This is a genomic window from Bacillus sp. PK3-037 (assembly GCF_054161355.1).
This window is the reverse complement of record NZ_CP096408.1, coordinates 3800498-3826442: the sequence shown is the minus strand read 5'-3', so window position 1 is coordinate 3826442 and position 25945 is coordinate 3800498. Positions and strand designations below refer to the sequence as shown.

The following is a 25945-nucleotide window of genomic DNA, read 5'->3' as shown; positions in this document are numbered from 1 at the left end:
TATAAGTCTTACGTCACAAAAGTTAATGAAAAAGTCATAGATAAATTTACATAGTGAACCAGGCTGTCACATTACCAAATTCTTTTTTAGCCCGAAACCAAGCCCTCAGAAGTTATTTTTGTTAAAATAGAAAAGTTACAACAGAATTCGGAGGGTTTATTGTGGGAAAAGTGAAAAGAAATGCCCCTTGCCCATGCGGCAGCGGTAAGAAATATAAAAAATGCTGCGGAAATAAAGTTGTCGACTTCCCGACAGAATTAGCGGCAAAAGAAGCAAAACAAATTCAGGAAGACTTAGTGGAGTATGCCTTCACAGTACATAGAGAAAGCATTTCAGGTTTTATCAACCAGCATGATTTTCTTTCTACTATGGACAGGCAGACAAAGGACATTAGTGTATTTAATTTAGGAGTCTGGGGAATCTTCTTCCACCCGCTCGCTGGTGACAAAACGATCTTTGAAGAGTACCTTCAGAAAAAAGGCGATTCGATCACCCGCCCGAAAACACGTGAGATCGTTGAATCTTGGAAGAGCATGACGCCTGCTTTATTGCTGCTGAAGGATATGAAAGAAGCAGTTGTTCATTTTGAAGATGTTATTACGAAAAAACAATTCAACGTGGAAATGGACGTCACAAGTCAAGACCTCCCTCCAGTGGGAAGCTTGATTCTCGGCTATCCGATTCACGAAGCGGAAAAAGCGGAATTCTTCATGCAGTTCACAATCTTCCCAGTGAAGAAAACGGAAGAACTGATCAGCAAGGTGAAGACATATGCGGATGCTGCAGTGAAAAACGGCAAAACGCCGGAGGACTTCATGAAGCAGGAGTTCAACAACGTGCTTTTCGCGCTGTTAGCTGAAAAAGATGAACAGCCGCAGCAAGCGGAGCCTGTTCAAGAAAGCAGCGTTGAGTGGGCAAACGACATGGAGAAAGAAACAGCCGCGGCGATCGAAAAAGGCATGAGCGGAGATGAATATCCGAATGAGCTGATTCCGGCAGTCATTGACATTTGGAAATCGTTCTGCGAGAAAAAATCACCTGTCATCAGAAAGCCGGAAGCTTTTGCGGCGGCAGTTGAATATTATGTGAATGCAATCTCACTTAACGGCGCAACTGTTTCCCAAGCCAAACTGGCGAAAAAATACGGCGTAAGCGCATCAACGATTTCAAGCCGCTACAAAGAAATTGAAAGCACGCTTCAAGATGAAGCGGATCGCTTTGCACAATCATTAACATCTTAATGACGAACAAAAAACCTTGAAAAGCCAAGCTTTTCAAGGTTTTTTATTTTGGAACGGAATTTTGATTTCTAATCGGAAGACAGGATGGCGATATGTGAAATCAAGCTTGCCAAAAGCTTGGTTCACCAGCTTTTGGATCACATAGGTGCCGATTCCTTCATGAGTGCCGCTTTTCGTCGTATAGCCGAATGACTGATACAGTGTATCGAGCACTTTCGGTTCCATGCCGGGTGTCGTATTTTCACAAATCAGCACATAAAGCCCGCTTCGCAGTGATGTCTCCAGCTTGATCTCCGCTTTCTCAGGGGCCTCTGCAGCGCTGTCGAGCGCATTTTCTAATATGTTGCCGGCCAGGCTGACCTGATCAGCGGGAGAGAAAGGGAGGGCAGAAAGCGGCGTATGCAAATGCAGTGAAACGTTCACATTCGAAGCGTTTGCTTTTTCCAGAAAGTCATACAGCACTCCTGCAATGTACGCACTCTCTCCTTTTAAAAACCGGTCATATTGACTGTACTGGCCCGCCCAATGTTTTATGTATGTTTGTGTGTCCGGCTCTGACAGCGCCGAGCTGAGCGCTGTGATATGCTTCATTATATCGTGATTCCGGCTCCTGACATCCATCAGCATTCGATTGGCGTGCTGTTCAGCCTGAGTCAGCCGATCGATTTGTTCAAAAAGCTTTGTCAGCGAGCGGCACAGCCCGATGCGGAGCCATTCACACGTTGCGAATATCACAATCACAAGCAGCACCGCCAATCCAGAGGGTGCGATCAGCAAAAACGCCGCCGACAGAATGTGAATCACGGCGATACATGAATAGAGTTGAAGCGGACAGTGATCCCGCATATGCTTCGTTTTCCATATGTATAAAACCGCTGCCGCCGCGCCTAAAGCAGCGGCGAGCCAAGAAACGGCTGTGCTGTGCGATAGAATGGCAGCCGACTGATAAAATAGGAAACTGAATAAAAACAAATAAAGACATTGAAACAGAGTTATCACAACCTGCGCTCCTCAAAAATAATAGTTTTGAAAATAATCAAGCTGCTGTTTGGTAATCATCGCTTTTTTAGATGTTCCCTCAAACGAAACCGTAAACGAATGCTTCGTATAAGCGGAAAAATGCTTAATGTAATGAATGTTGATAATAAAGGAGCGGTGCGAACGAAGAAAATCTTTCTCCGGCAGATCGCCTTTAATATCGTTTAATGTTTGATACGTTTGCACTTCTTCAGCTGTTGTCACAATCGTCGTCGACCGTCCTGTGCGTTCGGCGAAAATGATATCCTTCTTTTGCAGCACATGCATTTTAGATTTTTGTTTAATCAAAATCCGCCCGTTTAAGCTCGTTTCCGTTTTCTTTTTGAAATAACGTTCGAAGGAAGAGCTGAGACGATCGGCGTGGTACGGCTTCATAATATAGTCGTGGACGTTCAGATCAAATGCGTGAACCGCATAGCCGCTGTTGCCGGTGACGAAAATCACATCCACATCCAGCGAATGAGATCTGATTAAATCCGCCAGCTCGTAGCCTGACATGTGAGGCATCTCAATATCGGCAAGCAGAAGATCAATGTCCCCGTTCTTCACCCGGCTGTAAGCTTCCTCCGCCGAATCGGCGGCAAAGACAATTTCGACATCCTGCATTCTGGACACGATTGCTTCCAGCTTCTCTAAATCTACTCGATAATCATCGACTAGTCCGACTTTTACCATTATCATTCCCCTAGTTAAATAGAATCATCTTTATTTTATCCCATTTCGCGACATAAAAAGAACTCTTCGCGACAACTTTATCCAACAAATCCAGCTTTTCGTATATAGTCATTACTAGAAATAACGAAAAGGGAGATTGTGACATGATTACACTGACGGATTGCAGCCGCAGGTTTACAGATAAGAAAAAAGTAGTCAAAGCTGTGCGTGATGTAAGCTTAACGATTCAAAAAGGAGAAGTCGTCGGCATTCTCGGAGAAAACGGAGCCGGCAAAACAACGATGCTGAGAATGATCGCAACCCTGCTTGAACCGACACAGGGCACGATCGCAGTAGACGGCTTTGACACGGCCAAGCAGCCGGCGGAGGTCAAGAAACGAATCGGCGTCTTATTTGGCGGAGAAACAGGACTCTATGACCGGATGACTGCAAAAGAAAATTTACAGTACTTTGGCCGGCTGTACGGGCTGAACCGCCACGAAATCAAAGCGAGAATTGAAGATTTATCAAAACGGTTCGGCATGCGTGATTATATGGACCGGAGAGTGGGCGGGTTTTCAAAAGGAATGAGGCAGAAAGTCGCCATTGCCAGGGCGCTGATTCACGATCCGGATATCATTTTATTTGACGAGCCGACGACAGGACTAGATATTACGTCAAGCAATATCTTCCGTGAATTTATTCAGCAGCTGAAAAGAGAACACAAAACCATCCTGTTCTCCAGCCACATTATGGAGGAGGTACAGGCGCTCTGTGACAGTGTCATTATGATGCACAGCGGAGAGGTCATTTACAGAGGAGCACTTGAAACACTATACGAGAGCGAACGCAGCGACGATTTGAACTACATCTTTATGTCTAAGCTGGTCAGGGGGATTTCATAAATGGTAGGACAGATTTATAAAAAAGAGATGATCGACGCTTTACGGGACAGAAAAACAATTTTACTGACGATATTGGTTCCGATGATTACGATGCTGGGCCTTGTGTTTTTCTACGAAAGTATGCTGTCGGACAAAGGGGAGCAGTACACGATCGCTGTCGGCAAGTCCCTGCCGTCTGAGCTGGATCATAAGCTGAATGCGATTGACGAAATCCGTGTAAAGACATTCGCAAAACCTGAACAGGCCGTCGATGACGGCAAAGCGGATGTGTATCTGAACGTCCCGAAAGAGTTTGATTCTTATATCACCAGTATGACATCTTTTGAGGTTGACGTTTACGGCAGCTCGGTCGATCAAGGTTCATCAAATGCTATGCAGCTTGTGCAATCTGCCTTAGAGCAGTACAAAAATGAAATTGTGCAAGAACGTTTAACGAGTAAACATATTGACCACTCGGTGATCCAGCCGTTTTCGGTTCAGCAAAAAGAAGCAGATGAAGAGCAAGGCGTTTCCGCGATCATGCTTTCCGCCATTCTTCCGATGCTGCTTTTAACATCAATCGTTTCCGGTGCCATGCCGATCGCTCTTGATATTATTGCCGGAGAAAAGGACCGGAAATCCATAGAAGCGCTGCTGTTAACCCCGGTCAGCAGAAACAAAGTGTTAGTCGGCAAGTGGCTTGCGGTTTCTACCTTCGGGATAGCCTCTGGCGTATTGTCACTGATCTTTCTGATTCTGTGCACCGTCTTATTTACGGAAAAGTTAAGAACAGCCTTTCAGCTGGGAGATCACTTATGGGTCATTATCGGAGCTTCAGCCTTGATCATCGTGCTTTCTGCAATGCTGATTGCCGCAATGGAGCTTATGATCAGCATCATTTCCGGCACGGTAAAAGAAGCGCAGAGCTATATGTCTCTTGTCGTCTTTCTGCCTATATTCCCGATGTTTTTCATCTTCAATAAGGCGCCGAATCAAATCGATCTATCCTACTTTCTTATTCCGTTCCTAAACCTGCACGCCTTATTTAAACAGCTGTTATTCGGGATGATAAATCCGCCTGCCATTCTATACACGTGCGGAACCATCATCGTGCTCATCGCCATTTTCTTTTTACTGGCCAGAGCCTGCTTCTTGAAAGACAAATGGGTTCTGCCAAAATAAACTTGCAAAAGGAGAAATACACTTTCTCCTTTTTGTGTATGCTGAAAAAAGAAGGAAAATAGAAAAAGGATATCTAATACAGAAAGTGGAACCTGCGCTATTTTTCATCCAATCATTTCGGAAGGAGAAGGGACAATGGATCGAACACGTGCACTTGGACAAACGAATTTACAGGTGAAACGGATCGGATTCGGCGCAAATGCGGTCGGCGGGCATAATCTGTTTCCGAATCTGAATGATGAAACTGGCAAGGACTTGGTTCGCACGGCATTGGACGGCGGCGTGAACTTTATCGATACCGCCTTTATATATGGATTGGGGCGATCCGAAGAATTAATCGGTGAGGTCGTTCAGGAACGCGGTGTCCGGGACCAGCTCATTATCGCCTCTAAAGGAGCCCATAAAGAAGTAAACGGCAGCATTGAATTAGACAACAGCCGGGACTTTCTTCGCGGCGAGGTGGAAAAGAGCCTGAAGCGGCTGAAGACAGATTACATCGATCTGTATTATGTTCATTTTCCGGATGGCAAGACACCTCTTGCGGAAGTCGCGGGCACGCTGAAGGAACTGAAGGATGAAGGGAAAATCAAAGCCATCGGGGCTTCGAATCTGAATTATCAGCAATTGCAGGAATGTAATGCGGACGGGTACTTGGAGGTCTTTCAATCAGAATACTCTTTAATTCAGCGTGATGCTGAGAAGGAGCTGCTCCCATACTGTGAAAAACACGGGATTTCCTTTATTCCGTACTTCCCGCTTGCATCCGGGCTGCTGACCGGAAAGTTTACAAAAGATGATGCCTTTGACGACATTCGAAAGGACAAGCCGCAATTCCAGGGAGACACCTTTATTCAAAACCTGAAAAAAGTGGACAAGCTCAAAGCGGCAGCTGAGGAAAAGAATGTGGAAACGGCTCATGTCGCCTTGGCGTGGCTGTTAACGAGACCGGCTGTAGACGCCATTATTCCAGGTGCTAAGCGCCCGGAACAGCTGAAGGCTAACCTGAAAACCTTAGATGTTGAACTGACGGATGATGAAGCAGATTTCATCAGCGAGATTTTTAAATAAAAAAGGAAATAGCATTGGGGCTATTTCCTTTTGATGTTTATTCTTTAATGAATGCTTCAACTAATTCTGCTGCTCTGTAATCGTCCATATCAAGCTGCCATTGATCGATGTTATTTTTCTTCATTTTCACTTCAACTGTTTTTTCAGATGAAGCCGGTCCGAGCTTTTTGAATTCCTCAGGATATACTTGAAGCGCGTATTTCACAGCTTCTTCATAGCTGGCATTAGAATTTTTGCTGTAGTAGTCTTTCACTTTGTCTTCGATGCGGTCTGAAAGAGAAGACGCATCTACAGGTTTAACTGTGGCTTCAACAATGGCTTCATCTTTAGAGATTGAAGTTGTTTTCGCTTGAATCGATGAGTTTTTGCTTAATCCCGCTTTAATGCCGTTCACGATATTATCAAGCGCTTTGCTGTCCGCATATGTGCTTGAAAGGCCTGAAGCTGAGAGGTAGCCGTCTTTTGCTGACTCGTTAAAGTCGTTCACAATCTCATTTTTGTTAGCGCCGGTGATTTTTTCAAAATCTTTGTTATCTTTACCGAAAAGAAGGACATCTATATATGCCGATAAAGCTTTCGCAGAGTCTTGGAGCTGATCTGCTGTCGCAAGGATTTTTTTGTCTTTTCCATCAATTTTGAATGTAACTGATTTTGGCTTCTTATCACCGTAAGATTCCGGCGTATAATTCAGCTCGTATTTTTCGCCTTTATCTACAACGAAGAAAAGATTTCCTTCAACGGATTTGTCAGCGTTAATCGTGCTGCCCTGCAGCTTTTCGTTATAGTCTTCAGGATCTGTGTCAGACATTTTGGTATCACCCTGGTACAAAGTGAAATCCATATTGTCTACATTAAGCGGTTCTTTCCCTGTGTTTTTCACAGCGACATTTACCTTTAACACGAGCTGATCATCTGAAGTTGACTTATCATACTGAGACGGAAGTGTATAAGAGACATCTTTGATCTTAACTTGAGCTATATCTGCGCTTTTTTCTGTTTCTGAATTTTTCTTCTCCGCGCTTGTTTTACTTCCGGAACAAGCAGCTGTAAACAGCATCAGCAGGAGAACAAGGAAAACAGCGTACGTTTTTTTCTGAAACATTCATTTTTCCTCCTCAAATGGTTTTAGGAAAGGGGGAGTCTTTTGTCTTTGAGAATTGGATCTTTTTGAATGGATTGACATCATGCAGCCAAAAAAATCGGTTCTTTTCTCACGGTTTTACCCATATTTCTGGAAACTCCGTCCTTCTTTGCGATTGATGACCTATAAAAAGTTGCAACGGAATTAATTTTAAGATTATTGGCTTTTATATTGAATAGGTTCATCATACTATTTTTGGTGAAAAATGTTCTGGTAAAACTGGAAAACACAGAAATTTGTGTATATTAGACTATTACTTTGTGATCATTCGAAGAGTGACATTCGAACGAAGAAGGGGGCCGCCTTGGTGAAAAAAGAGGAATTGAAACAAAAAGCACTGGAAATCGGCCGTGTGCCGACACACTTAAAGCTGGAAATTGAAGATTATGGTGATGAACGGAAAAGGTCGTATTTTTGCTGGATAGATCCGCAGGATGAACACAAAGGGATCGTCGTAGAGCTTGGACCGGACGGACAGCTGGAAGGGCTTTCTCGTGATATTGAGCTTGAAAGCGATGAGAAGCTGTCCGAAGACCAAATAGAGGATATCTTGATTCAGTTCGTGAATTCTCATTATCCTGAAGCTCCGTCTGCGTTTGTCCGTAAAGAAAATGATGAGGCGTATGATGATAAAGTAAGGTTTTCATATGTTCAAATGGAAGACGGGCTGCCGCTTCCTATGAGCGGATTTATGGCTGATGTCTCCTTATCAGGGGAGGTGGTGTATTTTCAGTATTACGGGAAAGCGTGCAATATAATCAAGCCGGAACAGGTCGCAAATGAAAAAGAAGCACTGGCTTATTTCAAGAAAGATGTAGATGTCACTCTCCTGTTTGAGATCCTTCATCGTTCTGTTTACAAAAACGGGGACGATCAGCCGCATTTGGTGTATGAGCCTGAATGTAGGGCCATTACCGTGCCTGCTGATTTGGTTCGAGAAGAAAAAGAATTTGATGATGACGATTACAGGGAGCGGGAAAGCTTTCCTCTCCCTTTATTCGAGGGCATTCACGAAAAGGCCGATCCTGGCAGCATGATCGGGGTCGAAAAAGGCTTAGTCAAAGAGCGGGAAACGGATCTAGGGGATGGGAGAATCGGGGTCGTCTGGCGGAATCCGGATAATCCTGTGTATCAGCCGGCGGATAAAAGCATGGACAGCTGGTTAAGAGGACGGATTCACCAAGTGCTGAAAACCATCCATAACAAAGAAACCGGAAAACTTGAAGGTGTTATGTCGTTTATAGACGAAAAAGGGCCGTATACCGTAAGTGAGGAAGAGTGCGAAAAAATCGCCATTCGTTTTCTGTTTGCGTTGTTTCCGAATGCTGAACAATATTTTAAGATCAAATACGATGAACAGGATGAAGAAAGGTCGTCAGCCGTCTTTACGTTTGACGTGCACTGTAACGGAGTTCCGCTTCGGTTTGGGCAGGTCAAAATCTGCGTCAGCCGCCAGACAGGACTTATTACCGTTTACATGGGACCGGACATTGACCCTGAAGTGCTCCAAGCTATTGACCCTGTTCCATCCATTTCACCGGAACAAGCCAAGTCCATCTTTTGGCGCCATTTTAAAGTGGAGCTTGGCTGGGAGAGAGAATACAAAGAAGATGAAGAATACAGCTACCGGCTCGTCTACAAGCCGGTATATCCGAGATTGATTGATGCCCATACTGGTGAGGCTGTCATAAGTGCATTCTAAAACAGTCAAAAGTCACACATTTCCGGCGTGTGTACTGGCTGATGTATGAAAAAAGTAATAGAAAGAATATGGAAACCCAGTTCCCTTAATAGAAAAGGACCTTTCTTCACTTTCAAAGAAGAAGGGTCTTTTTATATAATAAACAAGGTTCTCTTTGTCGTAGACTCTTTGAAAGGATGACTTCATTGGTAAACAAACAGCTGAAAAAGAAGGCGCAAGAGATCGGAAATGTACCGCCGCATTATGAGCTTGAGATCGAAGATTATGCTCAAAAACAAAAGAAGAAGGGGCATGCATACTTCATTTGGAAGGACCCCGAAGATCCGGAAAAGCAAATTATCGTAGAACTCTCGAATGACGGCGCTTTGCTCACATTTTCAACAGCCGCCGGCCTCGAGCAGGACAAAAAGCTCCCAGATGCCGAGCTGAAGCTGACAGCTCTTCAGTTTGCCGCAGCCCACCATCCGGCCACATTTATGAAATTTCAATTTCAAGCCAAGGAAGAACGAGGGCATCACATCCGGTTTGTTTATACAAAAAAACAGCTGGGCCTCTCGCTTCCTAATTCAGGATTTTTAATAGATATCACCCGCAGCGGACAGATTGTCCATTTTTTATATTACGGAGAAGGGAACAAAGCCGACAACCCAAAGGAATTCGTAGAGAAAGAGAAGGTCGTTTCCCATTACGTCAATACCATGTCTTTACGGCTCATGTATGACATCATTGATGATGAACAGTCGCCCAGACTCGTCTATGAACCGATTTTGCCGGGTTACAGCTATCCAGCGGATGTAGATGAAATCGTGCCTGACCAGCATATATCGGATGAAAGAACGGAAAACGGGGCGCCTCTCCCGCCGCATGAAAAAATAGAAGAAACCGATATATATGGAATGCTGGGATTTACCCCTGATATGAAAAAAGTCGGTGAAAAGGACTTCGGAGAGGAACTTGGAAGCACTTGGCGCAAAGGCAGTGCGCCGGAGCGAAAGGATTTAAGCATAGGAAGCTATTTTGCAGCGAGAAATAAAAATACAATCAAGATGAAGACTGATAAAAAAACAGGAAAATTAAAAGCAGCTATTTCTTTTATGGAACAGCAGGGTTCTGCACATTACTCAATGGAAGAATGCCAAGAGACAGCGCTTCAGTTTTTGTACGCGCTCTATCCGAGAGCTGATGAGTTTTTCAGAGTTAACCCAATCCGAATCGACGAAAGAGGCAGGGTCCGTAATCATTTTTCTGTCTGGTATAAAGGAATACCGTTGCGGTTCGGCGCTGCCCGCATTATCGTCAACCCGGAAACCGGAAAAATTGACGCTTTTATGGCTCCGGATATAGACCCAGAGCAATTAGAAACAATCAACCACAAACCGGATGTTTCAGCTGACGAAGCGAGAGAAGCATTTTTATCTGCTTTTGATGTGAAGCTGGAGTGGCAGCCTGATTTTTCAGCAGGCAGCCATCAGCATTATAAGCTTGTGTATAAGCCGATTTATCCTTCATATATTGACGCGCATAAAAGAAAAAAGAAGAGGCTGTGAGGTGTCTAGTCAGGAATCATCTGCAAGTGAGGGTAATCCTTGAACCGTTCCCAATCCCCGCCCCACTCAAATCCGAGTTTTTTAGCGATGGTGACGACCTCCAGCCAATCTGATTTCCCGTTTTGATTGCCGTCGTAATCCATATCCCATAAGATGCTTCCATCCTTTTTCTGAAGAGCGAAATCAATCGCCAAACCATAGTTATGATACGATTCCCCTCCTTTTGCATAGGTGACAATATTCCCTTTTTTTGTACGTCCTTGCTTATATAATTCGTCTTGTTCCTTGAAGGATCTGAATCCTTCGGTAATCACGATTGAGATGCCTTTATTCGCAGCGGCCGCCTTGAGGGTATCGGCGTTCTGCTTCACAATCGGATCAAGAGCAGACGGAACAGGCCTGTCCTGAAGGGCGGTTTGAGCGTGCCATGCGTGCCGCACATATGAAAAACAAAGGTCTGCCACAAACAGGAGGCATAAGATGAAGGATGTTTTTGCTATTAATTTCATATCGATCTCACTTTCTCATGAGGTGCTGAATGTTATGTTTTAAGCCATTGACTCTCTCTAAAAGAGAATAGCTATGATAAAATATAACATAAATAGTAGCAGGAGGAAGGAGGCAGAACAATGAGAGCAAAGATTCCATCTGAAGAAGTGGCGGTAAAACTAAACGAATGGTACAAACACATTCGTGCGTTTGAAGCAGTTAAAGCGGAAGCGTTAAAGCAGGAGATCGAGTACGAATTAGAAGACATGGAAGAAAATCAGGATTTGCTATTATATTTTTCTTTGATGGAATTTCGGCATCGGATCATGCTGGACAAGCTGATGCCGGTGAAAGACAGCGACACCGAGCCTCCGTTCTCTGACATGCTGAACGAAATTGAAAGCAATCAGCAAAAACTGACGGGCTTATTAGAATATTATTTTTACTATTTCAGAGGGATGTACGAATTTAAGCAGAAAAATTTCATTTTAGCCATCAATCATTATAAGCACGCCGAGGAAAAGCTGGAGTATGTGGAAGATGAGATTGAAAAAGCTGAATTTCTTTTTAAGGTCGCAGAAGTGTATTATCACATCAAACAAACGTATTTTTCGATGAATTATGCAAGCCAGGCGCTTGATATCTATACGAAATACGAACTGTACGGCCGCCGCCGCGTGCAGTGTGAATTTATCATTGCCGGAAATTTGACGGATGTCTACCATCATGAAAAGGCGCTCAAGCACTTGTGCAGCGCTTTGGATCATGCAAGACAGCTTGAGGAAGCATACATGATTGCCGCCGCTCATTATAACGTAGGCCACTGTAAGTACAGCTTGGGAGATCTTAGCGAAGCGGAGGGCTATTTCAAGAAGGCCGCCGCCATTTTCGAAGAGCACAAATTTCAGCAGACCGTTCAAGCTGTATTTTCACTGACACATATCTACTGTAAAGAAGGAAAATACGACAAAGCAATAGAAACGTATCAACACGGGGTAAAAAGCGCGGCAGAATGGGCGGATGACATGTACTTAACAAAATTCCGCCTTATTCACGAGCTTTATCTTGGCAGCGGCGACAGGAAGGTACTCGAAGAATGCTTTGACCTTCTCGAATCCCGCCAGCTTCTCGCTGATGCAGAGGAGCTGCTGCTGGACGCGGCAGAACGCTTCAATCAGCAGCAAAATTACGAGTCCGCCGCTTTCTTTTACCGCAGGCTGATGGACATAAAAAAGACACTTGCCGAGCAGCGCTTCCAATAAGAGATGGCAGAGAACCGAAAAAGGTTCTCTGCTTTTTTTATGCTGTTTTCAACCCGGAAAAATGGGGTATTTTCCAGATACACAATGGAAAATCAGAGGAGGACATCATTTATGTATAAAGATTTAATCGGCAAAACAGCCATCGTAACAGGCTCTTCAAAAGGAATCGGGAAAGCCATAGCGGAACGTTTTGGGCACGAGAAAATGAATGTGGTGGTGAATTATCACAATGACCCGTCAGGAGCCGATGAAACAGTGGACATCATTAAGCAAAATGGAGGGAAAGCCGTCACAGTCGAAGCGGACGTGTCAAAGGAAGAAGGGATTCAGGCGCTGATGGATGCCGCTTTAGAACACTTTGGCACGCTTGATGTAATGGTGAACAATTCAGGATTCAACGGTACAGAAGCCATGCCGCATGAGATGAACCTTGAAGATTGGCAAAGGGTCATTGATGTAAACGTAACGGGAACATTTATGGGGGCAAAAGCCGCGCTCAATCACATGATGAAGAACAATATCAAAGGCAATGTGCTCAATATCTCAAGTGTTCATCAGCAGATTCCGCGCCCAGTCAATGTTCAATACTCAACTTCGAAAGGCGGCATCAAGATGATGACGGAAACGCTGGCGCTTAACTATGCAGACAAGGGAATTCGCGTCAACGCGATAGCGCCGGGCACCATCGCCACAGAGTCCAACGTCGACACGAAAAAAGAAGAAAACAGACAAAAGCAATTGAAAAAAATTCCGATGAAAGCCTTCGGTAAACCGGAAGAAGTGGCTGCTGCAGCGGCTTGGCTCGTATCGGGAGAAGCGAGTTACGTCACCGGCACAACATTGTTTGTAGACGGAGGAATGACACTTTATCCGTCTCAGCTCGAGTAGAAAGAAAAAACAGGGGGGAGTGCGGGATGAAAAAAGACTGGTGGAAGGATGCAGTCGTTTATCAAATATATCCAAGAAGTTTTCAGGACAGTAATGGAGATGGGATCGGGGATTTGCGGGGGATTATTTCCCGGCTGGACTACATAAAGGAGCTTGGGGCAGATGTGATTTGGATATGTCCCATCTACCCTTCTCCAATGTTGATTACGGTTATGATGTGACTGACCATAAGACGATTATGGAGTCTTACGGCACGATGCAGGATTTTCATGATCTGCTTGACGAGGTGCATCAGCGCGGCTTAAAGCTTGTCATGGATTTTGTCCTCAATCACACCTCAGTCGAGCATCCGTGGTTTAAAGAAGCGGAGCTGGACAAAAACAGCAAGTACCGCAGGTATTACTTTTGGCGCCCCGGAACCGAAGATGGCCCGCCGACAGACTGGGTGTCAGACTACGGACGTCCGGTTTGGCAATATGAGGAGCACACTGGTGAATATTATTTGCACATGAATGCCGTCAAACAAGCTGATTTAAACTGGGAAAACCCTGACGTTCGCCAAGCAGTATGTGACATGATGAAGTTTTAGCTCGATAAAGGGGTCGACGGCTTGCGTATAGACCAGCTTCATCTGATCTCAAAGAAAGAGTTCCTTCCTTCATATGAGGACTACGTCAATCAGTGTGCAGAACCGAAACCCTTCCAGCCGAACGGCGAACGCATCCATGACTATTTAAAAGAGATGACAGACGAAGTATTTTCACAATACGATGTCATGTCGGTCGGCGAGGTTGGCTCTGTCACACCGGAGGAAGGCTTGACATATACGGGAACTGATAAGCATGAACTGAATATGATTTTTCACTTTCAGCATATGGAGCTTGACCAGCAGCCGGGAAAAGAACATTGGGATCTGAAGCCCCTGGAGCTTTCTGATTTAAAATCTGTATTAACAAAGTGGCAGAAGACGCTTGAACATAAAGGCTGGAATACTCTGTTTTGGTGCAACCACGACCAGCCGCGGATCGTTTCCCGTTTCGGAGATGAAGGGAGATATCGCAAAGAATCTGCGAAAATGCTTGCCACTGTCCTTTATTTTATGAAAGGAACACCGTATATTTATCAAGGAGAAGAAATCGGCATGACAAACGCGCCGTTTACGAGAATTGAGGACTACAAAGATATCCAAACGATTAATATGTATCATAAACGGGTGTTTGAGAACGGCTATGATCCTGAAGAAGTGATGACTTCTATCTTGGCCAAAAGCCGGGATCACGCCCGGACGCCGATGCAATGGAGCAGCGGGAAGAATGCCGGATTCACGGACGGAACGCCATGGCTGAAGGTCAATCCGAACTATACATCCATCAATGCCGAGGAAGCGGAGGCCGACCCCGATTCCATTTTAGCCTATTACAAAAAGGTGATCAGCCTGAGAAAGCAGTATGCAGATCTCATAAAAGGAAGCTACGATCTCTTGCTCCCTGATGATAAGCAGCTGTTTGTGTACGTCAGAGAGAACGGCCGGCAGAAGCTTTTGGCGGTGAATAATTTTTCAAAAGAGCAGGCTGTATTCCAATGGCCGGAGTGCAGCAGCAAGGATCAGGCGTCCCTTTTACTCAGCAATTATAAAAACAACGGTGATATTGCTGATGAAATGGTGTTTCAGCCTTACGAGAGCAGAGTATATCTTTTGAACACAAGAGAATAAGAAGTCAGCCCGGCGCAGTTTGCCGGGTTTTTCAGTACATATATCCGCGCTGCACGCGGGAAGAATAAAAACATAGCGTCAACATAAAATTAATCTTGCAAAACGTAATGACTTCGGTTTATTATTATTAAGGATTACAAAATCGTTATCATTTTGATTTAAAGTCATTGTGAAAAAGAGGGGATATTCGTTATGTTTAAAAAATGGAGCGGTTTGTTTGTGATTGCAGCGTGCTTCTTATTGGTCGCGGCATGCGGCAACTCATCAACAAAAGGGTCAGCGGATTCAAAGAGTGATAAACTGCACATTGTCACGACGTTCTACCCGATGTATGAATTTACGAAACAAATTGTGAAAGATAAGGGCGATGTGGATCTTTTAATTCCGTCTTCTGTCGAACCGCACGACTGGGAGCCGACGCCGAAGGACATTGCAAGCATTCAGGACGCAGATTTGTTCGTTTATAATAGCGAGTACATGGAAACTTGGGTTCCTTCAACTGAAAAAAGCATGGGCCAAGATCATGCGGTTTTCGTAAATGCGAGCAAGGGCATCGATTTAATGGAGGGCTCTGAAGAAGAACACGAACATGAACACGGAGATCACGAAGAGCATGAACACAGCCATGAAATGGACCCTCATGTATGGCTCAGCCCTGTTTTAGCGCAAAAGGAAGTTGAAAATATTACTGCGCAGATCGTGAAGCAAGACCCGGATAACAAAGAATACTATGAGAAAAATAGTAAAGAATATATTGCAAAACTGCAGGATCTTGATAAACTATATCGTACAACCGTAAAAAAAGCGGCGAAGAAAGAATTTATCACACAGCACACAGCTTTTGGCTATTTGGCAAAAGAATACGGCCTGACTCAGGTTCCGATTGCAGGGCTTTCTCCTGAACAAGAGCCGAGTGCAGCTGACTTAGCAAAACTGAAAACGTATGCCAAAGAGCATGACGTGAATATTATATATTTTGAAGAAATTGCCTCCTCCAAGGTGGCAGATACACTGGCCAGTGAAATCGGCGCGAAAACAGAAGTGCTGAATACGCTGGAAGGCTTAAGCAAAGAAGAACAGGATAAAGGTATAGGGTACATCGACATCATGAAGCAAAACCTCGATGCCCTGAAAGATTCACTATTGGATAAATAAAAAGATAGTGTGCGCCGGAGGGTGCACACTATTTCTTTGTGAGAAAGGAAGATTGACATGAATCTCGTCTCATTGAAAGATATCGTTTTTGGCTATTCCCACACGCCTGTGTTGGATAAAGTATCTCTTGATATTGAAAGCGGCGAGTTTGTCGGCATCACAGGTCCAAACGGCGCTTCTAAATCAACGCTGATCAAAGTGATGCTCGGCATGCTGAAACCGTGGGAAGGCAAGGTAACAATCAGTAAAAAGAATGCAGAAGGAAAACGTCTGACTATAGGGTATGTCCCGCAGCAAATCTCTTCATTTAATGCAGGTTTTCCGAGCACCGTGCTTGAGCTTGTCCAATCCGGCCGGTACACAAAAGGGAAATGGTTTAAACGTTTGAATGAAGAAGATCATATCGAAGTAGAAAAAGCCCTGAAAATGGTGGAAATGTGGGAGCTTCGCCATCGGAAAATCGGGGACTTGTCGGGCGGCCAGAAACAGAAAATCTGTATTGCCAGAATGCTTGCCAGCAATCCCGATCTCTTAATGCTGGACGAACCGACGACAGCGGTTGATTATGACAGCAGAAAAGGGTTTTACGAATTCATGCACCACTTGGTGAAAAATCACAACCGCACAGTTGTGATGGTCACTCATGAACAAAATGAAGTACAGCAATTTTTAGATAAAGTGATTCGATTAGAGAGAGGAGAAAAAGGCGGATGGAAATGTTTGACTTGGAATTCATGCGACGAGCTTTTCTAGCAGGCGGCATGATCGCCATCATGGCCCCGATTTTAGGGGTATATCTTGTGCTTAGAAGGCAGGCCTTAATGGCTGACACACTCTCGCATATTTCACTGTCGGGTGTTGCCATCGGCTTTTTCCTCAGCACCAATATTACCGCGGCGAGCATAGTCGTTGTGACCGTCGGCGCGGTCGGAATTGAATACATGCGGCGGGCATATCGGACATATTCGGAAGTATCCATTGCCATCTTAATGGCGGCTGGTTTGTCCTTCGCGATGTTTTTAATCAGCCTTTCGAAAGGCGCCGCCAATATGAGCATTGATCAGTACTTATTCGGGTCGCTCGTGACGGTTAACCAGCAGCAGGTCTATATTATCGGCATCATTACATTGTTGATCCTGCTTTATTTTATCGTGCTGAAAAGGCCGCTCTACCTGCTGACATTTGATGAAGCGACAGCCAAAACGTCCGGAATCAATACAAACATTTTGTCGATGTCATTCAGCATTGTCACTGGTCTTGCGATCTCAGTTATTATTCCGATTATCGGCGTACTGCTCGTATCGGCACTGCTCGTATTGCCGGCAGCTTTCGCCATTAGAATCGCAAAAGGCTTTAACATGGTATTTATGTCAGCTATACTCATTTCCTTATTCAGTGTATTTATGGGACTGACATCATCTTATCAGCTTGGCACACCGCCAGGGCCTTCCATTACCCTGCTGTTAATTGTTCTGCTCCTGATCGGATTTGCAGTTCAGGGGATATGGACGTTTATCAAAAAAGAAACCCAGCGTAAAAAAGGGCGCAGATAAAAATAAAAAGCAGTTTTTCCTTTGGGGAAAACTGCTTTTTTTATAGAAATAACCCGGCAAGACGTTCATATGATTCTTTTTTCGCCTCAAAATCAAACACATTGCAAAGAACCATGATTTCATTTGTTTCATATCGGTCCGCCAGCTCTAGAAGCTGCTGTTTTACAGTGATGGGAGAACCGATGACCATGCGCTTTCTGTTTTCTCGTATTTGGTTTTTATCTGATTCAGTATAGTGGTATGCTTTCGCTTCCTCAATGCTTGGCACCCTGCTGTCCAAGCCTTTCCCGACGCGAAGAAGCCACAAATCCTGGCTTAACGCGAGCTCCTCTGCCTCTTCATCTGTTTTTGCGCAAATGACAAAGATCGTAAACAGTGCGGCCGGAGATGTGAAATGGGCTGATGGCTGAAAGTTTTCACGATAGACCCGAAACGCGCTTTCCCCTCGTTCAGGGTTGATAAAATGTCCAAACACATATCCGATTCCCTGATGGGCCGCTCGCCTTGCGCTGTTCTCCCCCAATCCAAGCACCCAAAGCTCCGGTACTGTGTCAATAAGAGGCGCCGCTTTGATCCCGGCATACGGATGCCCGGCGGGAAGCGAATCGGTCAGAAAATAAGAGACATCCTGAAGCTGTCTGTTAAAATCGGTTAAGCTTTTTTTGATGCCGTCGGTTAGTGCGAGCCGGGTCTTCGTCGTTCCGCCCGGCGAACGCCCGAGGCCAAGGTCAATCCGGTTCGGATACAAGGCCTCAAGCTGGCGAAAGGTCTCGGCCACCTTAAACGGGCTGTACTGAGGCAGAAGCACACCGCCAGACCCGACACGAATCTTGTTTGTGTGAGCCGCGATGCGGGCGATCATAATTTCCGGTGCCGTGCTTGCCAGTCCTTTCGTGCTGTGGTGTTCGGCAAACCAATAACGCTTATAGCCCCATTCTTCACTTCGTCCGGCCAGCTCGACCGAATGCTGAAGGGTTGTCACGGGGCTTTCTCCTTTAGAAACAGGTGCCTGATCAAGTATGCTTAAATGAATCAAAAGGCCGCTTCCTTTCCGTTGCTTTTTAGAATGTGATACAAGAATAGGCAAAATGACTCGCTCACGTCAAATGGTTTGTTTAAGATCCGCCATTCATATGATTTGCAAAACATATATCAAATATGGGAGATTTTTTTCGAGGATTTTCGTCAATTATTCTTAACTTTTACGAAACTTTGATATAATAAAAAACGTATATATTAATAATTTACGGCATACTCAAGTTACGTTTGTACGTAAAAATAAATGTGACTATATTCACATATCGATGATTAGGAGTGAATCGTGTGGCGATTTCTTTAGAAAAAGGTCAGCGAATTGATTTAACAAAAGGAAAAGCGGGTCTGTCAAAATTGATGGTCGGTCTCGGCTGGGACCCGGTTTCATCAGGCGGCGGCTTTTTTGGAAAGCTGCTCGGCGGAGGCGGACCAAATATTGACTGTGACGCATCAGTGCTGATGCTGGAAAACGGCAAGTTCACTGATAAGAAAAATGTCATTTATTTTGGAAACCTGAAAAGCCGCTGCGGCAGTGTCAAGCACACAGGTGACAACCTGACAGGCGACGGAGCGGGCGATGATGAGCAGATTTTAATTGATTTGGCGAAAGTGCCTGCCAACATTAATAAGCTTGTATTTGTTGTGAATATTTATGATTGCGTAAGAAGAAAACAGGATTTCGGCATGATTCAAAATGCTTTTATCCGTGTTGTTGATGAATCGAATCATAAAGAAATGCTCAAATACAATTTGAAAGACAATTATGCCGGCAGAACAAGCCTGATTACGGCTGAAATCTACCGCCAGGACAGCGAGTGGAAATTCGCGGCGGTCGGCGAAGGCACAAACGATACGAGATTAGAAGATATTGTCAACCGGTACGTATAAAAGAAAAAGGAGTGGATGAAACATGGCAATTTCATTGGCAAAAGGACAAAAAGTAGATTTAACAAAAACAAATCCGGGTCTTTCAAAGGTTGTTGTCGGTTTAGGCTGGGATACGAATAAGTATGACGGCGGACATGACTTTGACCTTGACTCAAGTGTATTCCTTTTAGATGCGTCTGGAAAATGCGCAAGTCAAAATGATTTTATTTTCTATAACCAGCTTGAAGGCGGAAACGGTTCAGTTGTTCATTCAGGCGATAACCTGACAGGTCTTGGCGAGGGTGATGACGAGAATGTAAAAGTCAATCTCAGCGCCGTACCTGCGAATATCGACAAAATCTCATTTGTTATCACGATTCATGAAGCGGAAGCGCGCAGCCAAAACTTTGGACAAGTGTCAAACGCGTTTGTACGCATTGTCAATGAAGAAACAAATGAAGAGCTTATTCGTTACGATCTTGCGGAAGATTTCTCTATTGAAACGGCAATTATCGCTGGCGAGCTTTACAGACACAACGGAGAATGGAAATTCTCTGCTATCGGCTCAGGCTACCAAGGCGGTCTTGCCCGCATCGCAACAGACTACGGCTTGCAAGTCGGTTAAGACATATTACGGAGAGCAGAAAGGAGAGAGGCAGTATGGCCATTCAATTAGCAAAAGGACAGCGTGTTGACTTAACGAAAACAAACCCGGGACTCACAAAAGCGGTGATCGGTTTAGGCTGGGATACAAATAAGTACTCAGGCGGACACGATTTTGACCTGGATGCTTCAGCCTTTTTAGTGGATGCGCATGATAACTGTGTGAATGATCTCGATTTCGTCTTCTATAATAACCTTGAGCATCCGAGCGGCGGTGTCATCCATACGGGTGACAACCGCACCGGTGAAGGCGACGGAGATGATGAGCAGATCATCGTTGATTTTTCAAAAATCCCCGCTCACATTGAGAAAATCGGCATCACAGTTACAATTCATGACGCGGAAGCACGCAGCCAAAACTTTGGACAAGTGTCAAACGCGTTTGTACGCGTTGCGGATGAAGAGACTCAAAACGAGCTTCTTCGCTTCGATTTGGGAGAAGATTTCTCGATTGAAACAGCCGTTGTCGTATGTGAGCTGTACAGACACGGAAACGAGTGGAAGTTCAATGCGATCGGCAGCGGTTTTTCCGGCGGCCTTGCTTCATTGTGCCGGAACTACGGTTTGCAGGTGTAAGCGAGTGACAAATAAAGCAGTCACCGTTTTCAATTAATAGGAGGAAAAAACTTGGAATTTTTACATCACATCATGTCTACGTATGCTTCATTTTTCGATTGGAAAATGTGGGGAGAGGTATTGTCTGATCCTGTTTCCTGGGGTCTGATCGGTTCCCTTGTTGTGCTGGAAGGCCTTTTATCGGCCGATAACGCGTTAGTTCTTGCGGTTATGGTGAAACATCTTCCGGAAAAACAGCGTAAAAAAGCGTTAACGTATGGTTTATTCGGAGCGTACATTTTCCGATTTATATTCATCGGACTCGGTATGCTTCTCATTAAATTCTGGTGGATCAAGGTGCTTGGCGCGCTTTACCTGGCTTGGCTCGTCATTAAGCACTTCTGGATCGGCGAAAAAGAAGAGGAAGCAGACGGTATTAAGAAAAACTCTTGGATGGTCCGTACATTCGGTATCTTCTGGGCAACTGTTATTTCAGTTGAACTGATGGACCTTGCCTTTTCTGTGGACAGCATCTTGGCCGCGTTTGCGGTATCTGAAAAAGTATGGGTTCTTTTGATCGGCGGTATGCTGGGTATTTTAATGATGCGTACAGTCGCAAAAGTATTCCTTGTGCTGATCGATAAAATCCCTGAGCTTGAAAACACAGCATTCGTGTTAATCGGAATTATCGCGCTGAAAATGGCAGGGAGCGCTTTCCATTATGAAATGCCGCATTCTGTATTCTTCATTATCATTATCGCTGCATTTGCGGTGACATTTATCATTCACTATATCAACAAACAAAAGCAGGTGCGCGAACAAACAGCTGCGTCAAAAGAAGAATAAAACAAAACAAGGAGGGAGTTTCATGTCCTTCCTTTTTTGTTACAGAAAAGAGGGTGACTGGTTTGCGGTATTTCCACTATTTATCAGCGCGTCAAGAAGAACATGTATTTTATCAAGTGGCGAAACAGGTCACGAAAGAGGCGCCTAAAAAATGGCTTGAACAAGCGCTGGGAGCCCTATTATATATGCCTGCAACCCGCCACGACATAGCCGCTATGATTACTGAACAAAAGTACGAGGATCTAACGTCCGTTGTTTTCTGCTTAGAGGATGCGATTGGGGATCATGAAGTCGAGCAGGCTGAACATAATCTCAACATTCAGCTTGAGCGCATAGAACAGGCGATTCAGCAAAACAAAATAGAACCGGATAATCTTCCACTCATGTTTGTAAGGGTGCGTTCTCCGCAGCAGCTGCAGGAGCTGGCGGGCCGCTTGAAGCGCTTTCTTCATTTGTTAACCGGTTTTGTGTTTCCGAAATGTTCAGGAGTGAACGCCCGTGACTATGCGGAAACGCTGGACAACATTTCTCGCGGTATGAGAGCGCCGATTTATGGAATGCCGATTTTAGAAACGCCCGATTTGCTTTCTAAAGAGACGCGGCCGGAGGCTTTCGGAGAGCTGAGTGCGGTTCTGCATCAATATCAGGACTTGATTTTAAATGTGCGAATCGGTGCGACTGATTTGTGCGGGTTATACGGCATCCGGAGAAAGCCGGGGCAAACCATCTATGATATTCGCCTGATTTCCGATTTTATGGCGGATGTCATCAATTATTTCGGCCGGACGTTTGTCGTTTCTGGACCGGTCTGGGAATATTTCCAGACAGCGCAAAAGCCTCACCTTCTGTCAGCACACCAGCCTACTGAGCTGAATGAGCATGTCAAAGGTTTGGTGAAGGAAACAGAGCTTGATATCGCTAACGGGATTCACGGAAAAACAGTCATTCACCCGTCTCAGCTTAAAGCGGTAAACAGCCTGTATGTTGTATCAAAGGAAGACTATATGGATGCGTTAAGCATTATTCATCACGGAAACGGTTCAATCGGTGTGATGAAAAGCCATTTTTCCAACAAAATGAATGAGATGAAGCCCCATATGAAATGGGCTGAGAACATCATAATAAAATCAGAAATCTATGGGGTGTATCATGAAAACCGATCTTTCTCCGATTTGCTCAACGAACAGCAAAACACTTCAAATATTGGACAATATGGCGGTTGATCTGTCGGTCACTGACAATCCGCTTTCTATTCCGGAGCAAGTCTTATTTGAAATGGCGGCGCGGGTGAACAAAAAAAGGGGTTTTTTATTTGTCAGCAAAGTGCTGGGAAAGCATATTCCAGTTCATCCGCTGAAGCCGCTTTTGGCGTCAGGGCTGCTTGCTTTGGAGTACGCTGAACGAAAAACGGGCCGTGAGCTGAAGGAGAAGGCCGACATTTTGAACGGGTTTCTTTCAGGAACGGACAGCGGGCTTCGGGCTGCTTATCGAATATTGCAAAACCAGCGCATTGCACTAGAGGAGGCGCCGCTTGTGATCGGGTTTGCGGAAACGGCGACAGCCCTTGGACACGCGGTTTATGACTGCATTGAGAATGCGTCGTATGTCCATACAACACGTGAATTGATACGAAACAACGAGCCTTCCATTACCTTTGTCGAGGAGCACTCCCATGCGACCGACCAGCTGTGCTATGCGGAACCTCATATGATTAACAACGATTGCCCGGTGATTCTCGTGGATGATGAAATCACGACAGGAAAAACCGCACTGCATATCATTCGGGATATACAATCGAAGTTCCCCCGCAAAGAATACGCTGTTTTGTCTTTATTGGATTGGCGCACTGAGGAGCACAAACAAGCTTATGCTGAAGCGGAACGGGAACTAGGGGTTACCATATCAACAACAGCTTTACTGTCTGGGCGCATTTCTTTTAAGGGAGAGCTTTTGTCAGAGTCCTCCTACGATTACAGACCGAAGCCGCAGGAATCAGCAATAAACAGAACAGACATCGACTTGTCCGGCTTCTTTGCATCCTTACCTTATCAGCCGGCCATATTCGCAGACGAGCATTTTTATGTGAAGGAAACAGGGCGGTTTGGCTTAAAGGCGAGTGACAGGCAGGCAGTTCACGAGGCCTGCTGCCTAGCTGCGCAGCATGTGGAGCAGTATCGGAAGGGGAGAAGGACGCTTGTGCTTGGAACGGGAGAGCTGATGTACATTCCTATGAAAATCGCGGCGCATCTTCAGGGCTCCATTTCCTGTCATTCTACTACCCGCAGCCCGATTCACCCTGTTGTCAAAGCGGGCTATGCTGTGCAAAACGGTTATTCATTTATGAATCCCGAAGATGAGGCGGTTCGCCATTTTATCTATAACCTCCCCGCCGGAGCGTATGACGAGGTCTTTTTCTGTCTTGAAAAGACCGTTTCGGATGAGGCGTTACAGCCGATTTTTCATATATTCAAAGAAAAAGAAGTGCCGCATGTCCACATTGTAACTCTTTCAGGAAAGGCGTGATCTGAATTGACAGAGATAATTGACCAGATTGGGAGCTATCCGAAGGAGGATGTCACCTTTCTATTAAAAGATTTGTCCGCCGTTTCGATTGAAAAAAGCACGGAAGAACGGGAACGCTCGATCCAAAGCGGCACCCATTACTCAGAGATGCTGCCGATCGAATATAAGCCGACAGATGAATATATGAAACTGTTTTATGCCTCGCTTGAAGACAGTAAACAGAAGGTTGCGTCAGCGGCCGGAGCTGTAGCGGAGCAGCTTTTCGCCAAACACGGTGAGCATACAGTTTTGTGCAGTCTGGCAAGGGCGGGCACACCGATCGGTGTATTGATCAAACGGTACATCAAGATGAAGTATCACGTCTCAGTTCCGCACTACAGCATATCGATTATTCGGGACAGGGGAATTGATGAAAACGCCTTGCAGTATATGCTGAAGCATCATCCAGACGGAAAAATCGCCTTTATCGACGGCTGGACAGGCAAAGGCGCTATTACTAAAGAACTGAATCGATCCATCGAACAGTTTAACCAGCGCTGGAACACGAGACTATCCTCAGAAATTGCGGTGCTTGCCGATCCGGGTGATTGCGCGGACATCTACGGAACGAAGGAGGATTTTCTGATTCCGAGTGCCTGCTTGAACTCTACGGTCTCGGGTCTTGTCAGCCGCACGGTCTTAAATGAAAAATGGATCGGGCCGGATGATTTTCACGGGGCGAAATATTACCGTGAGCTGAGCGAAGAGGATGTTTCTGTATTCTATATTGAAACGATAGCCGAGCAATTTCCGTCTATTTTTAAAGAAGCAGAACGTCTGGCGATTGGCTTGCAGCGCGCACGTATGAAACCGGCTTGGGACGGTTTGGCTTCCATTGAGACGATCCGAAAGCAATTTGGCATCAGCAATACGAATCTGATTAAACCTGGTGTCGGAGAAACGACCCGTGTGCTTCTTCGCAGAGTGCCTTGGAAAATACTGATTCAGCCTGGCGCTGAAGAAACGCTGAAACACATTCTTTTACTGGCAAAGGATCGGGGAGTGCCTGTAGAAGAATACGAGAACATGTCTTACAGCTGCTGCGGGCTGATTCGTCCGGCGGAGAAAAGCCTATGAACGCGTTTGCCAGCGATTTAGACAGAACATTAATTTATTCAAGGCGCATGATCGGCACGCCCGATAAGGAAGCCGGGATTGAGCTGATTGAAACATTAAATGGGCGGGAGCTTTCTTATATTTCCTCAGCCGTAAAAGAGCATTTAAATCAGATTCAGAAGGATCACTATTTTATCCCCGTCACCACGCGTACAAACGAACAGTATAAGAGAATCGTATGTTTCCAGCAGGACATTGTGCCGGAATACGCGGTGACAACAAATGGCGGGTGCATCTTAAAAGACGGCGAGCCTCTGAAAGAGTGGGACGAGCTGATGAAAGAGGAGCTGGCGTCGTGTCTGCCGATCGAGGCCATGCTGAGGGAAATCGCAGGTCTCTCTTTATCAGAGGCGGTAAAAAGAACCCGAATCGCCCATCACTATTTCGTGTATCTCATTTTACATGAGGAAAAAATACCGTGTATCGATATATCCGCTGTGAAAGAGTGGGGCGCCGATAAGGGCTGGCAAGTATCTCTGCAGGGGCGGAAGCTTTACTTTATTCCCAATCCGCTTAATAAGTGGAAAGCAGTTGAATACCTGAAATCCAGGCTCTCTCTTGATGAAATCTATACGGCTGGAGACTCGCTGCTTGATCTTGAACTGATCCGGGAAGCCGATTTTGGCATCGCACCCGCGCACGGAGAGGTATTGAGTCACGATCCGGAATTACGCAAAACGATTGCAAGCGGCATGCTGGCGGGTGAAGAAATCACAGCGTCAGTTTTATCGCAAATATCCAAATTAAAACACGTGTAATATACACAAACAAACCAGAAAGGAG

The 25945-nt window shown here is 45.2% G+C and carries 24 protein-coding genes and 2 pseudogenes; 20 read left to right on the top strand and 6 right to left on the bottom strand.

Going from position 1 to position 25945, the window contains the following annotated elements; all coding sequences use genetic code 11:
* Positions 1 to 161: 161 nt before the first annotated feature.
* Positions 162 to 1241: a helix-turn-helix domain-containing protein gene (locus tag M1D69_RS19625; protein WP_458105118.1), complete on the top strand. Its 1080-nt coding sequence runs from the start codon at positions 162 to 164 to the stop codon at positions 1239 to 1241.
* 33 nt (positions 1242 to 1274) lie between these two features.
* On the opposite strand, the gene M1D69_RS19620 is transcribed toward M1D69_RS19625, so the two are convergent.
* Entirely contained in the window at positions 1275 to 2240 is a 966-nt protein-coding gene (locus M1D69_RS19620) for a sensor histidine kinase (RefSeq protein ID WP_458105119.1), read from the bottom strand.
* Between the two features lie 12 nt (positions 2241 to 2252).
* Entirely contained in the window at positions 2253 to 2954 is a 702-nt protein-coding gene (gene natR, locus M1D69_RS19615) for a two-component system response regulator NatR (protein WP_199398558.1), read from the bottom strand.
* Positions 2955 to 3097: 143 nt separating this feature from the next.
* Between natR and natA the strand changes: the two genes are divergently transcribed.
* The 3 genes from natA to M1D69_RS19600 all read left to right on the top strand — a co-directional run bounded on the left by natA (position 3098) and on the right by M1D69_RS19600 (position 6067).
* Positions 3098 to 3838 carry a sodium ABC transporter ATP-binding protein NatA gene (gene natA, locus M1D69_RS19610; protein WP_059292022.1) on the top strand — a complete coding sequence of 247 codons (741 nt, stop codon included), beginning with the start codon at positions 3098 to 3100 and terminating at the stop codon, positions 3836 to 3838.
* Entirely contained in the window at positions 3839 to 4999 is a 1161-nt protein-coding gene (locus M1D69_RS19605) for an ABC transporter permease (RefSeq protein ID WP_458105120.1), read from the top strand.
* Positions 5000 to 5134: 135 nt separating this feature from the next.
* Complete coding sequence (locus tag M1D69_RS19600; protein WP_458105121.1) at positions 5135 to 6067, top strand: aldo/keto reductase; 933 nt, start codon at positions 5135 to 5137, stop codon at positions 6065 to 6067.
* Between the two features lie 37 nt (positions 6068 to 6104).
* On the opposite strand, the gene M1D69_RS19595 is transcribed toward M1D69_RS19600, so the two are convergent.
* On the bottom strand, positions 6105 to 7169 hold the full coding sequence (locus M1D69_RS19595) for a DUF4352 domain-containing protein (protein ID WP_458105122.1): 1065 nt from the start codon (positions 7167 to 7169) through the stop codon (positions 6105 to 6107).
* A pseudogene (locus M1D69_RS19590) lies at positions 7170 to 7324 on the bottom strand (hypothetical protein).
* Positions 7325 to 7488: 164 nt separating this feature from the next.
* On the opposite strand from M1D69_RS19590, the gene M1D69_RS19585 reads away from it, so the two are divergent.
* Positions 7489 to 8910, top strand: a complete 1422-nt coding sequence (locus M1D69_RS19585) for a YcdB/YcdC domain-containing protein (RefSeq protein WP_458106104.1) — start codon at positions 7489 to 7491, stop codon at positions 8908 to 8910.
* 185 nt (positions 8911 to 9095) lie between these two features.
* Positions 9096 to 10457: a YcdB/YcdC domain-containing protein gene (locus M1D69_RS19580; protein ID WP_458105123.1), complete on the top strand. Its 1362-nt coding sequence runs from the start codon at positions 9096 to 9098 to the stop codon at positions 10455 to 10457.
* Between the two features lie 5 nt (positions 10458 to 10462).
* Here the strand turns inward: M1D69_RS19580 and M1D69_RS19575 are convergent, their stop codons facing one another.
* On the bottom strand, positions 10463 to 10966 hold the full coding sequence (locus tag M1D69_RS19575; RefSeq protein WP_044162047.1) for a M15 family metallopeptidase: 504 nt from the start codon (positions 10964 to 10966) through the stop codon (positions 10463 to 10465).
* 120 nt (positions 10967 to 11086) lie between these two features.
* Here M1D69_RS19575 and M1D69_RS19570 point away from each other — a divergent pair, with 120 nt between their 5' ends.
* The 6 genes and pseudogenes from M1D69_RS19570 to znuB all read left to right on the top strand — a co-directional run bounded on the left by M1D69_RS19570 (position 11087) and on the right by znuB (position 17518).
* Complete coding sequence (locus tag M1D69_RS19570; RefSeq protein WP_458105124.1) at positions 11087 to 12208, top strand: response regulator aspartate phosphatase; 1122 nt, start codon at positions 11087 to 11089, stop codon at positions 12206 to 12208.
* Between the two features lie 111 nt (positions 12209 to 12319).
* The gene (locus M1D69_RS19565) at positions 12320 to 13096 is read left to right on the top strand and encodes an SDR family oxidoreductase (RefSeq protein WP_059292016.1); all 777 of its coding nucleotides are present in this window, start codon (positions 12320 to 12322) and stop codon (positions 13094 to 13096) included.
* A gap of 26 nt (positions 13097 to 13122) precedes the next feature.
* Positions 13123 to 14810, top strand: a pseudogene (locus M1D69_RS19560) (glycoside hydrolase family 13 protein).
* A gap of 192 nt (positions 14811 to 15002) precedes the next feature.
* On the top strand, positions 15003 to 15965 hold the full coding sequence (locus tag M1D69_RS19555; RefSeq protein ID WP_283912774.1) for a metal ABC transporter substrate-binding protein: 963 nt from the start codon (positions 15003 to 15005) through the stop codon (positions 15963 to 15965).
* A 57-nt stretch (positions 15966 to 16022) separates the two neighbouring features.
* Positions 16023 to 16718: a zinc ABC transporter ATP-binding protein ZnuC gene (gene znuC / locus M1D69_RS19550; RefSeq protein ID WP_024120122.1), complete on the top strand. Its 696-nt coding sequence runs from the start codon at positions 16023 to 16025 to the stop codon at positions 16716 to 16718.
* Positions 16676 to 17518 carry a zinc ABC transporter permease ZnuB gene (gene znuB / locus M1D69_RS19545; protein ID WP_044162037.1) on the top strand — a complete coding sequence of 281 codons (843 nt, stop codon included), beginning with the start codon at positions 16676 to 16678 and terminating at the stop codon, positions 17516 to 17518. Before znuC ends, znuB begins: the two co-directional genes overlap by 43 nt.
* Positions 17519 to 17558: 40 nt before the next feature.
* Here the strand turns inward: znuB and M1D69_RS19540 are convergent, their stop codons facing one another.
* A complete protein-coding gene (locus tag M1D69_RS19540) occupies positions 17559 to 18554 on the bottom strand; it encodes an LLM class flavin-dependent oxidoreductase (RefSeq protein ID WP_458105125.1) in 996 nt (331 codons plus the stop codon).
* 287 nt (positions 18555 to 18841) lie between these two features.
* Here M1D69_RS19540 and M1D69_RS19535 point away from each other — a divergent pair, with 287 nt between their 5' ends.
* The 8 genes from M1D69_RS19535 (at position 18842) to M1D69_RS19500 (ending at position 25920) form a co-directional block, all read left to right on the top strand.
* The gene (locus M1D69_RS19535; RefSeq protein WP_458105126.1) at positions 18842 to 19441 is read left to right on the top strand and encodes a TerD family protein; all 600 of its coding nucleotides are present in this window, start codon (positions 18842 to 18844) and stop codon (positions 19439 to 19441) included.
* Between the two features lie 22 nt (positions 19442 to 19463).
* Positions 19464 to 20045: a TerD family protein gene (locus M1D69_RS19530; protein ID WP_010332926.1), complete on the top strand. Its 582-nt coding sequence runs from the start codon at positions 19464 to 19466 to the stop codon at positions 20043 to 20045.
* 35 nt (positions 20046 to 20080) lie between these two features.
* On the top strand, positions 20081 to 20659 hold the full coding sequence (locus tag M1D69_RS19525) for a TerD family protein (RefSeq protein ID WP_010332927.1): 579 nt from the start codon (positions 20081 to 20083) through the stop codon (positions 20657 to 20659).
* A gap of 51 nt (positions 20660 to 20710) precedes the next feature.
* Positions 20711 to 21484 carry a TerC family protein gene (locus M1D69_RS19520; protein ID WP_044162031.1) on the top strand — a complete coding sequence of 258 codons (774 nt, stop codon included), beginning with the start codon at positions 20711 to 20713 and terminating at the stop codon, positions 21482 to 21484.
* Between the two features lie 62 nt (positions 21485 to 21546).
* Entirely contained in the window at positions 21547 to 22707 is a 1161-nt protein-coding gene (locus tag M1D69_RS19515; RefSeq protein WP_458106105.1) for an HpcH/HpaI aldolase/citrate lyase family protein, read from the top strand.
* Entirely contained in the window at positions 22697 to 24007 is a 1311-nt protein-coding gene (locus tag M1D69_RS19510; protein WP_458106106.1) for a phosphoribosyltransferase family protein, read from the top strand. Before M1D69_RS19515 ends, M1D69_RS19510 begins: the two co-directional genes overlap by 11 nt.
* A gap of 6 nt (positions 24008 to 24013) precedes the next feature.
* Positions 24014 to 25123 (top strand): cysteine protease StiP family protein, encoded by a 1110-nt coding sequence (locus M1D69_RS19505; protein ID WP_458105127.1) that lies wholly within the window; start codon positions 24014 to 24016, stop codon positions 25121 to 25123.
* Positions 25120 to 25920: an HAD family hydrolase gene (locus M1D69_RS19500; RefSeq protein ID WP_059292010.1), complete on the top strand. Its 801-nt coding sequence runs from the start codon at positions 25120 to 25122 to the stop codon at positions 25918 to 25920. Before M1D69_RS19505 ends, M1D69_RS19500 begins: the two co-directional genes overlap by 4 nt.
* The last annotated feature ends 25 nt before the right edge of the window (positions 25921 to 25945 follow it).